At 37.0% G+C, this 13,958-nt stretch carries 16 protein-coding genes; 10 read left to right on the top strand and 6 right to left on the bottom strand.

Going from position 1 to position 13,958, the window contains the following annotated elements:
* Window positions 1–97: 97 nt before the first annotated feature.
* Window positions 98–1,138 carry a lactonase family protein gene (locus SLH51_RS06755; protein ID WP_335960126.1) on the bottom strand — a complete coding sequence of 347 codons (1,041 nt, stop codon included), beginning with the start codon at window positions 1,136–1,138 and terminating at the stop codon, window positions 98–100.
* A 230-nt stretch (window positions 1,139–1,368) separates the two neighbouring features.
* Between SLH51_RS06755 and SLH51_RS06750 the strand changes: the two genes are divergently transcribed.
* The 3 genes from SLH51_RS06750 (at window position 1,369) to SLH51_RS06740 (ending at window position 3,042) form a co-directional block, all read left to right on the top strand.
* A complete protein-coding gene (locus tag SLH51_RS06750; RefSeq protein WP_335960125.1) occupies window positions 1,369–2,205 on the top strand; it encodes a tyrosine-type recombinase/integrase in 837 nt (278 codons plus the stop codon).
* Between the two features lie 160 nt (window positions 2,206–2,365).
* Complete coding sequence (locus SLH51_RS06745; protein WP_335960124.1) at window positions 2,366–2,767, top strand: hypothetical protein; 402 nt, start codon at window positions 2,366–2,368, stop codon at window positions 2,765–2,767.
* Complete coding sequence (locus SLH51_RS06740; protein WP_335960123.1) at window positions 2,764–3,042, top strand: hypothetical protein; 279 nt, start codon at window positions 2,764–2,766, stop codon at window positions 3,040–3,042. The genes SLH51_RS06745 and SLH51_RS06740 overlap by 4 nt, the downstream gene beginning before the upstream one ends.
* A 281-nt stretch (window positions 3,043–3,323) precedes the next feature.
* Here SLH51_RS06740 and SLH51_RS06735 read toward each other — a convergent pair whose 3' ends face one another.
* On the bottom strand, window positions 3,324–3,953 hold the full coding sequence (locus SLH51_RS06735) for a restriction endonuclease (RefSeq protein WP_335960121.1): 630 nt from the start codon (window positions 3,951–3,953) through the stop codon (window positions 3,324–3,326).
* Between the two features lie 406 nt (window positions 3,954–4,359).
* Between SLH51_RS06735 and SLH51_RS06730 the strand changes: the two genes are divergently transcribed.
* On the top strand, window positions 4,360–5,004 hold the full coding sequence (locus SLH51_RS06730; RefSeq protein ID WP_335960140.1) for a restriction endonuclease: 645 nt from the start codon (window positions 4,360–4,362) through the stop codon (window positions 5,002–5,004).
* A 54-nt stretch (window positions 5,005–5,058) separates the two neighbouring features.
* A complete protein-coding gene (locus SLH51_RS06725; protein ID WP_335960120.1) occupies window positions 5,059–5,193 on the top strand; it encodes a hypothetical protein in 135 nt (44 codons plus the stop codon).
* 24 nt (window positions 5,194–5,217) lie between these two features.
* Here the strand turns inward: SLH51_RS06725 and SLH51_RS06720 are convergent, their stop codons facing one another.
* Both SLH51_RS06720 and SLH51_RS06715 read right to left on the bottom strand, forming a co-directional pair.
* Window positions 5,218–5,880, bottom strand: coding sequence for a deoxynucleoside kinase (locus SLH51_RS06720; protein WP_335960119.1), 663 nt, complete (start codon window positions 5,878–5,880; stop codon window positions 5,218–5,220).
* A gap of 207 nt (window positions 5,881–6,087) precedes the next feature.
* Entirely contained in the window at window positions 6,088–7,641 is a 1,554-nt protein-coding gene (locus SLH51_RS06715) for an ABC-F family ATP-binding cassette domain-containing protein (protein ID WP_335960118.1), read from the bottom strand.
* A 351-nt stretch (window positions 7,642–7,992) separates the two neighbouring features.
* On the opposite strand from SLH51_RS06715, the gene SLH51_RS06710 reads away from it, so the two are divergent.
* The 5 genes from SLH51_RS06710 to ytkD all read left to right on the top strand — a co-directional run bounded on the left by SLH51_RS06710 (window position 7,993) and on the right by ytkD (window position 12,226).
* Window positions 7,993–9,171 carry a MalY/PatB family protein gene (locus tag SLH51_RS06710; protein WP_335960117.1) on the top strand — a complete coding sequence of 393 codons (1,179 nt, stop codon included), beginning with the start codon at window positions 7,993–7,995 and terminating at the stop codon, window positions 9,169–9,171.
* Between the two features lie 36 nt (window positions 9,172–9,207).
* Entirely contained in the window at window positions 9,208–9,357 is a 150-nt protein-coding gene (gene sda, locus SLH51_RS06705) for a sporulation histidine kinase inhibitor Sda (RefSeq protein ID WP_335960116.1), read from the top strand.
* A 501-nt stretch (window positions 9,358–9,858) separates the two neighbouring features.
* Window positions 9,859–10,350 carry a YwpF family protein gene (locus tag SLH51_RS06700; protein WP_335960114.1) on the top strand — a complete coding sequence of 164 codons (492 nt, stop codon included), beginning with the start codon at window positions 9,859–9,861 and terminating at the stop codon, window positions 10,348–10,350.
* 120 nt (window positions 10,351–10,470) lie between these two features.
* Complete coding sequence (locus SLH51_RS06695) at window positions 10,471–11,682, top strand: MFS transporter (protein WP_335960112.1); 1,212 nt, start codon at window positions 10,471–10,473, stop codon at window positions 11,680–11,682.
* A gap of 64 nt (window positions 11,683–11,746) precedes the next feature.
* Window positions 11,747–12,226 carry an RNA deprotection pyrophosphohydrolase gene (gene ytkD, locus SLH51_RS06690; RefSeq protein WP_335960111.1) on the top strand — a complete coding sequence of 160 codons (480 nt, stop codon included), beginning with the start codon at window positions 11,747–11,749 and terminating at the stop codon, window positions 12,224–12,226.
* A gap of 167 nt (window positions 12,227–12,393) precedes the next feature.
* On the opposite strand, the gene SLH51_RS06685 is transcribed toward ytkD, so the two are convergent.
* Both SLH51_RS06685 and SLH51_RS06680 read right to left on the bottom strand, forming a co-directional pair.
* Complete coding sequence (locus tag SLH51_RS06685) at window positions 12,394–13,194, bottom strand: ABC transporter permease (protein ID WP_335960110.1); 801 nt, start codon at window positions 13,192–13,194, stop codon at window positions 12,394–12,396.
* Window positions 13,178–13,951, bottom strand: a complete 774-nt coding sequence (locus tag SLH51_RS06680) for an ABC transporter ATP-binding protein (protein WP_335960108.1) — start codon at window positions 13,949–13,951, stop codon at window positions 13,178–13,180. Before SLH51_RS06680 ends, SLH51_RS06685 begins: the two co-directional genes overlap by 17 nt.
* Window positions 13,952–13,958: the final 7 nt, after the last annotated feature.

Raw genomic sequence — 13,958 nt, 5'->3', positions numbered from 1 at the left:
AAATTCAAGTATATAAAAAAATACCTGTAGATAAAACACTCTTTTTCAAGTGTCCTAACTACAGGTACCATATTATTGGCTTTGCTCATTTTTTTTATTAAGAGAATACAATACAAACGGGATTTGGGATAGAAATGGTGACATCTGTTTTTGTAAGTTTACCTGTTAATTGATCAATTGCATACTGGACAATGTTACTAGTATTCTGATTTGCTACAAGAAGAAACTTCCCTGTAGGGTCAATAGTGAAATCACGTGGAAAAGAACCTTCTGTTGAAGTATGGTCAACAAGAGTGAGTTCACCTGAGTCTGAATCAATACGAAAGACAGCAATACTATCATGGCCGCGATTTGACGCATACAAGTATTGACCATTTGCTGAAATTTTAATAGCACCACCAATGCTCTCTTCGTTGTACCCAGCTGGAAGAGAAGTTATGTACTGAATATCGGTAAAAGATCCAGATATCGAGTCATATTGCAGGGCAATGACTTCTGAACTAAGCTCTCCGTTTACATACGCAAACTTTTGGTTCGGATGGAATTGAATGTGTCTTGGACCTGTGCCAGGTTTAAAAGTATGCTTGTCGAACGGCACGAGAGTACCATTATTGAAATGATAGATCCCCATTTCATCTGTACCTAAATCAACGACACATAATAGTTTTTCATCAGGTGTAAGTCCGGCAAAATGTGCATGTGGTTTTTCTTGTCTGTCGTGTGGACCGTTTCCTTCATGTGTAATAATAGAAGTTTGTGAAGTGAGTTCTCCGCTATCAGTTAATTTATAGGCAATCGCAGTACCTTTATGATAATTTGCTGAAAAGAGGTAGTGATTGGAAGAATCTAAACTAACGTGGCAAGGTGGACTTCCGTCTGTCACCTCATGATTCATTAATTCTAATTGCCCGTCAGCTTGAATAGAGTAAGCAGCGACACCACCTTGATCTTCGAGTTTGATGACAGAATATAGATAAGTGTTGTCCTCATTAATCGTCAAGTATGTAGGGTTTTCTAGCTGAGCAGATAGTACTACTTTATCTATTTCTCCAGTAGAATCATCCATTGAAAAGCGATAAATTCCTTTGCTGTCTCCCTTCGTATAGGTTCCAACATAAGCAGTTAACTTATTAGCCATTGTATATCCTCCTTAATATTCATTCCTCGTTAACTATATCATAGCAAGAAAACTCATGCATGTACTTAAACAAAAGAACAAAGGAAAATGAAGCAATTGAAACAGAAGAAAACTAAAGGCCTTGAAAATCGCCTTATTTTAGTTGCTTAGGATAATCTTTTTTTTGTTGCGCGGAACTTGACTTTTTTGAAAGAGATTATTATGATTGTGTTAGTTAGGGGGAATTCATTTTGGATAAAAAATGCGCTGGAACCACAAAAGATATTCTTGACTCTTTTGCTATCTATCTCTCTCATAAAGGAAGGTCTGAGAATACGATAAAAACGTATTGTGGTGTAATCGAATCTTTTTCGAATTGGCTTGAAGGAAATGGAAAATCAATCAGTAACCTTACTAACCATGATATTCAATTATATATTGACTTTTTAGAAGTTGAAAAGCGTAGCGTATCGACGATAAATAAAATTTATAATACTATTAATACTTATGTAAAATCAATTGATCTAGCTGAAATGACCGATAATGTTAAACGATCAAAAAAGAAGATAGATTACGTTGCTCCTGAGTATTTAAAGGAAGAAGAAGTGGCGGTACTATTAAAACAAGCGAAAGCAGATACTAGCTTACGAAATGTTGCTATAGTTTATACACTGTTATATACAGGAGTTCGGGTATCCGAGCTTTGTAAGTTTAATAAAGAAGATTGTAAATTAAATTATAAGAGCCAGACGGGCCAATTAATTGTTAGAAATGAAGTGCAAGGGAACGAACGAATCATTCCTCTTACCAAAGAAAATGTTCACAAGCTACATGATTATTTATCTACTAGGAACGATGATTGCGAAGCATTGTTTTTATCTAATTACCAAAAAAGGATTGCAGCAAGAACTGTTCAACATATGTTAAAAGAGGAATATGGTGTGTATCCTCATAAACTTCGTCACACGTTTTGTTATGATCTTGTCAGAAAGGGTGTTGACCTCTCAGTCGTTGCCCATCTGTCTGGACACTCTGATGTTAATGTAACTCGTCAATATTGGTTAGCTTTGCAAAATGGTACAATTTAATGATAACGTATCTCTAGCCCAATTCTGATTGATGATCAGAATTGGGCTAATTTTCATTAAAAATAATTTAGATCAATCTGGCAAACAAATAACCATTTAGGCGGTCTGACCATACACTGTTACAAAGATATTTTTCTTTTGAATAGGAGTGTGGATAGAATTGTCGAATAGTAAAAATGACATTCAAGTTGTATATCGGAAAGATCCAAAAGCCCGTCAGATGCAAGAAGTATATTGGTCGAAAATTTCCAATGGACTGGAAGAGAAAAGAACGGTTGATGATGCAATAATCTCTCCGGGAAACAAATTGTTTCAACAAATGATTGGAAAACAAATAATGATCACAACAAGAGCAAATCAACTAAAAATATTAGGGCAACAATTTCGTCCTGTTTTTTATGGGAAGGTTGTTTTTGTAACAAATGGATATATTACAATGGATCCAGTTCAGGTCGAATTACCGGATAAAACAGATTATTACTTTACAACACCGCTCCATTTTCCAATCGAACGAATTTCTAATTTTGCCCCGTTCCGATTTAAGAAAGGAAAAAAAGGATGAAAAGAGAGCAGAATGTTCCTATTACTGTTATTCGTCAAAGAGTATTATATAATGCTCTACTGGAAGCTGTTGGAAAACGGATTTTTTTATTGTCAGAGGTATTTCCGTTTATGATTGTAGGGAATGTAACGAGTGTAAAAGAAGATTTTGTATTTGTAGTTGTTCAGGTAGCTCAATCGAAGAAACTTGAAAATGAAATAATTCGAATTAAAATAGATGATATAGAAGTGTTCTATGTAGAAGAAGATGGCCCGAAAATTCAAACGATATCATGAAGGTGCTGATTTTAATAAATCAGCACTTTTTAAAACAGAAGAATCCAAGCGATTTTCAGGGGTGCTCCTAGACGTAAAGCTTTATTTACTAGATTAGTGCGGTGGCTGACTTAATAAACGGGGATCAAGAAGTGGTAAGAGTAGCTTCATCAATTAGAAGTCAATTCATCATCTTGTCCTGGCTATATATAGTGGACAAAGGCATTAGCTAACTTTCTCTACAATCAAAAAAGCTAGAAGAATAAATGTTCTAGCTTATTATTTTACAAAGTGATTTTTTATTAGGAGTCACTTTTTACTTCTTCATTCATAAACAGTGATCGGACGCGTTGAATAAAGCGATGACTTCTTTTCTGTTGTAAATAAGAATCAAGCATAGCATCAAGTGAATCACGATCAATTAGTGTAACTTTATTTGCTCGGGCCACTTTTTTTGCTGCTGTAGTAAAATGACGATTTGTCACAACAATTGACTTTTTTGCTTGATACATCTCTTTGCATGCGATCGCCTCCTGAATAAAGCTAGATCCGACATTGTTGCTTTGTCGTTTTGTGTGAACGATCGCTTTTAACCCTTTTTTTCGAAGGATGAGGTTTGCTGTTGATTTTCGATTTAGTTTCGTTTTGTTCACCGAATACCCTTGACGCTGAAATATTGGTACGAGTAATTGGTGAAATTCTGGATCAGATATGTCATCTATATTTAATATTGTTGTTGAAAGATGGGGGGAAACCAACTTAGACGTTTTTAGTAAATACGTAATACCTATGGTTGATAAAATCGACGCAAGAACAAAACCAAAAAGTGTCAAGTTATAGTTATATAATTGAACAAGAAAATAGGTGAGGACAAAGAGAATTGTTGGTACAAAGCGATATCGCTTCTTACGTTTAGGTAATGTAGTAGACATGTTTATTATCACTCCCGATTATACGAAATCATCTATAGTTTTACCCATGAATGGAACTTATATGTAATTTTCTGTTGTTTTTCTTTTCTGACTTCTACTAGCGCGGTACTTATACTTTTTTAATTTCGTTTTCCTTTCGAGAGCAAATAGCTAGGTTAGCCCCCTTTTTAGTAAAATGGTTTATAAGGGCAGAGCGAGCCCACGTGATGCACCAGTAATCATAATAATTGTTTTTTTTTTGATCTAACATTTGAATAACTCCTGTAGGGAACATAGGAAATGAGGAGGGGGGAATCTACAATTTTTGGATGAGAGGTCATTCTACCTTTGCAAACAGATGTTTGCTTTTTTCTGTATTCCCCTTTATGATAATTAGCATAGGAAAGGGGTTGTTAGAGTGAGCGAGATGCTTTTGGAATGGGGAAATCTAGTTGCGACAGTACTAGTTTGTTTGTTAATGGTCAGCCTTATTATTGCGGTCGTTTTACATATTCGAAAAAAGAAGCGGTTTGATGTAGCAAAGATTACGATGGTGGATATCGACCAAATGTCGGGGCATGAATTTGAAGATTATTTATATGTCTTATTTGTTGCTCTTGGGTATGAAGAAACATTTCTAACGAAAAAAAGCAGAGATTTTGGAGCAGATTTGATTTTCCGTGATTGTTCAGATTCAGAAACGGTTGTCCAAGCAAAAAGATTATCAGAAAAGGTAGGATTAGATGCTGTGCAAGAAATTTACGCAGCAAAAGCTTATTATCAGGCAGATAAAGCAGTCATCGTTACATCTACGAATCAAGTATCTGATCCATGCCGGAAACTAGCAGCGGCAACCCAAGTGAGCATTGTCACTCGCGACGATTTAAAAGAAGTAATAGGTTATTTTAAACGGGGAAGGTTAGCTGAGGCACAATCAATCATTGAAGTGCCTTATGCTGAGATAGCGTATGACGCTGAAGATAGTCTTGATGATGTCGAATATCAACGTGGAATGATTAAGGCTGGAGATTATTATTATAAGCTGACACTTCGCCAGCAACGAAGCGTTTAGATGACATAGGACATCTTCTTAATCGCATATGGTTTGGGAAAGGGGGATATGCTTATGCTAAAGGGCGTTGATTGGCAAATGATTGCATTTGTTGGAGGCTCATTATTGCAAGAATTCCTACGCTTTCCACATTTACCGAGAATCTATTATTTCAAAGAAAATGACGAAGAGGATGACCGAGCTGCGTAACAAGCTCGGTCATCCTCTTCTAATTTATACCGTTACTTTTGGAGTGATTGTTCGTGCAATTTTAGCAACAATGGCTTCAACAGCCTGGTCATCATTAAGCAAATCGTACTCTTGTATGTTTAGTCGTAACACAGGGCATGATGTAAAGTTGTTAATCCACTGCTCATAACGACCATGCATTTCTTCCCAATAAGTTAAAGGTGTTTTTTGTTCCATTTCACGTCCGCGCTCTTGAATGCGTCCAACAATATCATCGAGATCGCCCTCAAGATAAATCAGAACATCAGGATGAGGGAAATAAGGAGTCATAATCATGGCATCGAACAAGCTTGTATATGTTTCAAAATCAACTTTACTCATCGTGCCTTTATCAGAGTGCATTTTGGCAAATATGCCAGTATCCTCATAAATGGATCTGTCTTGGATAAAGCCGCCGCCTTGCTCAAACATCCGCTTTTGTTCCTTAAATCGTTCAGCAAGAAAATAAATTTGTAAGTGGAAACTCCAACGTTCAAAATCAGCATAAAATTTATCTAAATATGGGTTATGTTCGACATTTTCAAAAGAGGTACAGAAATCAAGTGCTTTAGCTAGAGCTTTCGTCATTGTTGATTTTCCAACACCAACAGTACCGGCAATGGTAATAGTGGCATTTTTAGGGATGTTATATTTAGCGCGTAGGTTCAAAGCAAGTCGCTCCTTTTTGCAGTGCTTGATCTAGTTTTGTAATTGGTCCTTCTACAGCAATAAAGGGGATGTGATTCATTAAAGCCCCCTTAATGAAGAGGGTGTCTCAAAAGGGTCTGAACCGACTAGTAGCACTTTATAGAGAAGAGCCCCTAGCACAATTTCTATTGTACTAGGGGGCGAACCCTTTAGTTTTGAGTCATCCAATTAAATAATCTTCGTTGTCCATGATTCACAATTCCAAACATCAGTAACAACATCTTGATAGAATTCTGGCTCATGGCTAATGAGTAAAATGCTTCCTTTATAAGCTTGTAAAGCACGCTTTAATTCATCTTTGGCGTCAACATCTAAATGATTCGTTGGCTCATCCAAAACAAGTACATTTGTTTCACGATTAATCAATTTACATAGTCGTACCTTTGATTTTTCTCCACCGCTTAGAACAACAACTTTGCTTTCAATATGCTTAGTTGTTAGTCCACATTTAGCAAGGGCTGCACGTACTTCAGCTTGAGTTAGCGACGGGAATTCCTGCCATACTTCTTCAATGCAAGTATTATCAGGATCTTTTGCTTCTTGTTCAAAATAGCCAACCTCTTGGTAATCACCCCGTTCAACAAAACCTGATACTGGTGAAGTCAAACCAAGAATACTTTTCAGTAAGGTCGTTTTCCCAATTCCGTTTGCTCCAACAAGAGCTATCTTTTGCCCACGCTCCATCTGTAAATTCAAAGGCCGAGAAAGTGGTTCGTCATATCCAATAACCAAATCTTTTGTTTCGAAAATAAGCTTACTTGTTGTTCGAGCCTCTTTAAAATTGAAATGTGGTTTAGGCTTTTCATGTGCAAGTTCAATCATATCCATTTTATCAAGCTTCTTTTGACGAGACATCGCCATGTTACGTGTCGAAACACGTGCTTTATTACGGGCAACAAAATCTTTCAGCTGCGCTACTTCTTGTTGTTGTCTTTTATAAGCTGCTTCAAGCTGTGACTTTTTCATTTCATGGACTTCTTTAAAATGATTATAATCACCAACATAGCGATTAAGCTCTTGATTTTCCATATGATAAATTAAATTAATGACACTATTTAAAAAGGGGATATCGTGAGAAATCAAGATAAAGGCATTTTCATATTCTTGCAAGTAGCGCTTCAACCATTCAATGTGCTGCTCGTCTAAATAGTTGGTTGGCTCGTCCAACAAAAGAATGTCTGGCTTCTCGAGTAAAAGCTTCGCTAGTAACACTTTTGTCCGTTGTCCTCCGCTTAAGTCGGTAACGTCACGATCAAGTCCAACGTCATCTAACCCTAGACCGCGAGCGATTTCTTCTACTTTCGCATCGATTGTATAAAAATCGTTGTTCGTAAGCGTATCTTGAATAATTCCAACTTCTTCAAGCATCTTTTCGAGTTTATCAGGTGTCGCATCGCCCATTTTGTCATACATAGCTGTCATTTCAGCCTCAAGGTCAAACATATATTGAAAAGCGCTCTTTAGTACGTCGCGCATCGTCATTCCACGTTCTAGCACCGTATGCTGGTCAAGGTACCCAACACGAACTTTCTTGGACCATTCTACCTTTCCTTCATCTGGCATTAATTTACCAGTAATAATATTCATAAATGTCGATTTACCTTCACCATTTGCACCGATTAAACCAATGTGCTCACCCTTCAATAAGCGAAAGGACACATCTTGAAATATCGCTCGATCTCCGAATCCATGGCTTAAATTTTTTACTGTTAACACGCTCATTGAAAACACCTATCCTTATAATAATTGCGTACTTTTTTGCTTTTTTCATCTTATCATAACCGAAGGTGTATGTCTGTTTAGATTTGGACTTTCCTACTGAAGGTATTTTCCAGAAAATCCACTTGTTATACTTGTTATGATACAATGGGACTATAAAGCGGAAGATGTAATAGAAGGGCAGAAAGCGGGAAGACTTTTATCGAATATCTATTTCAAGCGTCGAAATTTATTAAGAAATTTGTAAAATGAAAAAGGATTCTCATGATAATCGTTGAATAGTAATTATTGACGTGACAGCAGAAAAATTATTTAATGGAGGCAATGTGTGTTATTAGGAAGGAAGTGTAAGTAGTGAGTGAACGGTTTGATGAAGTAATTGAACGTCGTGGTACGAACTCAATGAAGTGGGATATGACAAAACAACGTTTTGGACGTGAAGATCTTTTGCCAATGTGGGTAGCTGATATGGATTTTCGTGCACCGAAAGAGGTGTTAGATAGCCTACATGCAACGGTTGAGCACGGAATATTTGGATATCCTGCTCATTCAGAAGGAGTCGACAAAGCAGTTCAAAGTTGGTTAAAGAGAAGGTATGAATGGGAAGTTCAAGCGAATTCGCTTATATATACATCAGGAATTGTTCCAACGATCAGCTTTATTATTCAAGCTTTCACAGAGCCTGGTGATCAGGTTATTATTCAAACACCAGTTTATTACCCGTTTTATGATGTTGTAAAAAAGAATAATCGAGAGTTAGTCAAAAATCCACTGGCTTTTGATGGTGATCATTATGATATGGATTTTGAACAACTTGAGGAAGCTATCACGGAGAAAACAAAGATGATTGTTCTTTGTCATCCTCATAATCCAGTTGGTCGTGTATGGAAGCAAACTGAATTAGAAAAACTTGCGGCAATTTGTGAAAAATATGATTTACTCGTTGTTTCTGATGAAATTCATGCTGACTTGCTGTTTAAGGGGCATAAGCATATTCCTTTTGCAGCTATTAATGAAGATGCTGCTAATCGAACCTTTACATGCTTGGCACCGAGTAAAACGTTCAACTTAGCTGGAATTCAAACATCGTATGTTGTAGTAGAAAATGAAAAATTACGTATGAAACTAGCCAATCATTTGTCCAATTCCTTTGCGAACTCAGTGAATTCCTTTGCTGAAGTTGCAACGGAAGCAGCTTATACACATGGAGAATTATGGTTGGAAGAGCTAATGAACTATGTAGAGAAGAACTATGATTTTGTACGAGAATACGTAACAGAACATATGCCAAAATTACGAGTGATGGACTCTGAAGGTACCTACCTTTTATGGCTAGAGTGTTCTAAATTGCCATTAACTGCATCTGAGCGAAAGAAATGGTTAGTAGAAGAGGCGAAAGTTGCGTTAAATCACGGTCCAATCTTTGGTGAAGAGGGAAAAAGTTTTGAGCGTATTAATTTAGCATGTCCTAAAGCAACATTAAAAGAAGGTCTAGATCGCATAAAAGAAGCCTATGACGCTCGTGGCTTCTAACGTATAAATTCTTTTATAAGTAGGGTGAAAGGAAAAATGGATAGCTTGGAATATACAGTTTTATTAGAAGCTTATGAACGAGCACTTGAATTAAAATTAGAAGAAGATTTTATTCAAATCTTACGAGAAGAAATTAACGGACGTAAAAGTACAATAGTACAACAAAAAGCAAAGATGTTTGTGTAAGAGTTGCTTGATTATAAGTTCTATGAGTCGTTTTCCCATCGGATGCGTCCAAAGAAAAGCCACTGTAAAAGACAAAAAAGAATCGTTTGGAAACAATTTAATGCGAATATTGCAGGATTATTGTAAATTCTGTAGAAAAATAGAAAAACAACCATCATATTCATAAGCTTGAACACATACATTGAAAGAGTGACACCAAAACAGTTGAGAAAAATTGACAAAGGAGACATTTACTTTATGCTTGTAGAAAATCTATATGAGGAACTTGTAGACGAATGTAAATGTAAGCTTAGGAGAGATCTGACCAGTCAAGAGGTGGAACTCATTAAATGGATCCAAGAAAGGCAATTTGAGTTGTGCTTTCAAAGGGTTAAAAGTTCATAGTTATCGTTCAAGAGGTATTTTTTCACTGCTTTATTAAGCTGTTTGAAGAAAGCCTCTTTATTTTGTGAAAACGACTTGATATGATTTAATAAATGGTAAGAGGAAGGGGGAGCATTAGTGAAAACATTTAAACTCTACTCGATCAGTTTGCTCGAGGGCAAGGATGGAAATGTTCATCAAAAGATGATTCCGATTGAAGATGGCCTTATCATTAACATGGAAAACAAGCAACAAACATGGTATATTGAGGCTGTCATTAGTCATGATTATTATGATTACTTTAAAAAGGTGAAGGAACAAGAAGGTCATATGCTTGTTGATGTAATTATAACAAGTAAAGACAATCATCCAGCAGCTATGATTACAAGCGTTCAAACGTTAACAAAGCTTTCGGAATCTGTAAGTGTGTTATTGGAAGCCAAACTTGCGTTAAAGAAAGATGTTATCATTGAAGATGTATTAAAGGATTTAGTTGGACAAGGCTTTTCTGAGGAACAATTGCTACTTGAGTTTAAAAACAAGATGGAAAATTTGGCAGCTCATCCTCAAGGAGCATTAAAGACCATTTATCGTTCTATCGTGGAAAGTGGTCAGTATAAGCTACAGTAATAAAGTAACATCTATTCATTTAAGAATAGGTGTTTTTTTGCGTATAGAACAAGGACTGTGCCTCATACTAACAAGGTATTTGATTAGTTAGATGTATTTAGGAACGGGGGAGCCTTTATTATGCAAGGAAAGGATAAATGGGCTATTTTCTCGATTGCATCCATACCACTTGTTATGACACTAGGGAATTCAATGCTTATTCCTGTGTTACCTGAAATCGAGAAAGAATTAGGAATAAGTGCATTCCAGGTAAGTATGCTCATCACAGTCTATTCCGTTGTGGCTATTCTGTGCATCCCGATTGCAGGATATATTTCCGACCACATAGGGAGAAAAAAAGTGATCATTCCAAGCTTAATTATTGCTGGTTTAGGGGGGGTTATCTCTGGGTTTGCCGGGTGGCAAATGGAAGACCCATACGGTATGTTAATTTTTGGCCGTTTTTTACAAGGAATTGGAGCGGCTGGAGCAATGCCAATAGTTTTACCATTAGTTGGTGATATGTATAATGATCAGAACGACGTTAGCAAAGGACTCGGCATGATTGAAACTGCGAATACGTTAGGAAAAGTTTTAAGTCCCATACTTGGTGCAGCATTAGCTCTTATTGTTTGGTACATGCCTCTTCTGTCTATTCCAGTTTTTTGTTTTATTTCTATTATAGCGATGATTTTTTTAGTGAGGGTTCCGCCAATGAGTGGAGAGGCAGTTGGATTTAAGGCTTTCGTGAAAACAACAAAGGTCATATTTAAGCGAGAAGGTCGTTGGTTGTATGCTGTTTTTGCAATTGGAGGCATTCTAATGCTTGTCATATTTGGCGTTCTTTTTTATTTATCAACGATGCTTGAAGATACATTTCAAATTGAAGGAGTAAAAAAGGGAATCATTTTAGCCATTCCATTAGCAGCTTTATGTGCCGCTTCTTTTGCAACCGGAAAAGTAATCGGTCAGGATAAACAAAAAATGAAATGGTATACAGTCGCTGGATTAGGTATATTAACGATTGCCATATTTACTGTATCTTTCTCAAAAGATATTTATTTGTTGCTTACTTGTCTTTTTGCAAGTGGGATCGGAATAGGGATTGCCCTTCCTTGTCTTGATGCATTGGTAACAGAAGGGATTGAGATGGAACAAAGAGGAACGATTTCATCATTATATAGCAGTATGCGTTTTGTTGGAGTGGCTTTAGGGCCACCAATTTTCGCGGTGTTAATGAAAACATCTCATTTTTTTATGTTTTTTTTAAATTCAATATTATGCCTGATTGCTCTTGTTATCGTCTTGATAGCTATAAAACCGGAAGACACAGTAAAACCAACGTGGGGATAAATGGTTTCACTTAAAGTTGTTCACCGTTATACTGGGGATATAGATATGAGGAGAGGCGAGGAATATGTATCGATTTGTTGATAAAAACGGTTGTCAGGTAAAATTAGTGTTTGATGAAGCTGGGTTTGGGAAAGAGGCAAAACACATTTGGGTTGTATGCCGTTATAAAGACAAATGGCTTTTAACAAGTCATCGAACAAGAGGGCTTGAATTTCCTGGTGGGAAAGTTGAGCATGGGGAAGCATTGTCAGATGCTGCAAATCGTGAAGTATGGGAAGAAACTGGAGCAAAAATTAAATCATTGCACTACATTGGAATGTACGAGGTAACATGTAGACAAAATGTTATGTATAAAGCAATTTATTTTGCTGAAATATCTGTACTAATTCAAAGAAATTCTTATCACGAAACAAATGGTCCAGTGCTTTTAGAGGATTTCCCAGACTCACTCAAGACCGACCCGTCGTTTAGCTTTATTATGAAAGACAAAGTACTAAACTATACTCTAGAGCAATTAGCCAGGAAGCAACTTGTTAAGTTATAACGTAAGTAAGGAAATTCAGTTATGAGGGAAAAAAACATGGCAACGGCTCAGCCTATTGCTCGTATATTCTGATAAAAATTACTCGGAATATGCTCTAGAACCGTTAAAGGGGGCCACTCATGGCCAAGAGGTTGTTCAAAGGGAAAAATACTCCTTTTGAACAACCTCTAAAATTTTTTTAACAGCCTTTTTTCAGTAATTTCTACTATTTTATACATCACTGTTGCTAATATAGCAATGATAAGTAGGCTCATGAGGACAAGGGTGAAGTTGAATACTTGAAAACCGTATATAATAAGGTAGCCGAGTCCTTGTTTTGATACTAAAAATTCACCGACGATAACGCCAACCCAAGCTAATCCTACATTAACTTTTAATGTAGAAATAATGGTTGGGAGTGTTGCTGGAAAAATAACATATTTGAATGTTTGCTGTTTGGATGCTCCGAACGTATTCATGACCTTTAAATAGTTATAATCGACTTCGCGAAAGGCGCTAAAGACGACCATCGTTGTAATTATGACCGAAATAAGGGCGCCCATGGCAATGATGGATGTAAACCCTGGTCCAAGTCCAACAATTAATATTGGTCCAAGTGCCACTTTCGGCATAGAATTTAATACGACAAGATAGGGGTCCAAAACTTTAGACGTAAACCGAGACCACCATAATACAGCTGCAAGTAGGGTTCCGATCCCAGTACCAAGGATAAAGCCGAGCAATGTTTCAAAGAGTGTTACAGATGCATGAGTAAATAAAGAGCCGTCTCCAACTCGTGTAAGGAGTAAATTCCAAATTCTCGATGGCATGCTAAAGAGAAGAGGGTCAATCCAGTGTTTTCTAGCAGCGAGTTCCCAAAAAGCAAAAAATGAGATGAGCATGCCAAGCTGTACAGCAAGAACACGTCTGTTTTCTCGTTTCAGAGATGATAAGTACCTTTTGTGCTCGATTTCAACTTGTTGTTGCAAGGCTCTCCATCTCCTTCCAAATGATTTGAAATTGGTCGTTATAATGCATATGTTGCCTTGCTTCAAAGGGAAGGGTCGAAGCGATCTCTGTAGGTATTTCAAAGATCCGATGGATTCGACCGGGTCTTGGCGATAACAAAACAACTCGGTCTGACATCGCTATCGCTTCGCCAATATCATGTGTGACGAGTATTGCTGTTTTTTCCTCGGATTTTAACGTCTGGAATACGAGATCTTCAAGCTTCAACTTTGTTTGGTAATCAAGTGCAGAAAAAGGTTCATCAAGCAGCATAAGAGTTGGGTTTGTCGCTAGCATTCGAACCAAAGCGACTCGTTGACGCATCCCACCAGATAGTTGATTCGGATATAAATTTTTTTTGTCAGCTAGACCTAGTTGATCTAACCACTTTAATGCTTCATTTTTTGCGGTCTGTGAATAGGTTCCGCGAATTTTTTGTCCTAATGTAATATTATCCTGAATTGTCCGCCACGGAAATAAATAGTCTTGTTGGAGCATATATCCAATATTTGCTTTTGTTTGTTTTAAATCTTGATTCCCAATTGTCACATGACCAGAAGTGGGTGATAGAAGGCCTGCGATAATGGAGAGTAATGTTGTTTTTCCACATCCGCTTGGTCCAAGGATAGAGAGAAACTCTCCATCCTGGACTGTCAATGATATTGATTCAAGTGCTAACGTCGCTTCATGTTTTGATAAATAAGCCATTGAGACATCATGCAATTGTAAGGTTGACATAGAAATG

It is taken from the genome of Halalkalibacter kiskunsagensis, from assembly GCF_037027555.1.
In the GTDB taxonomy this organism is placed as follows: domain Bacteria; phylum Bacillota; class Bacilli; order Bacillales; family Bacillaceae_D; genus Halalkalibacter; species Halalkalibacter kiskunsagensis.
Note: the sequence above shows the minus strand (reverse complement) of the source record. Positions and strands in the feature narration are given on the sequence as shown.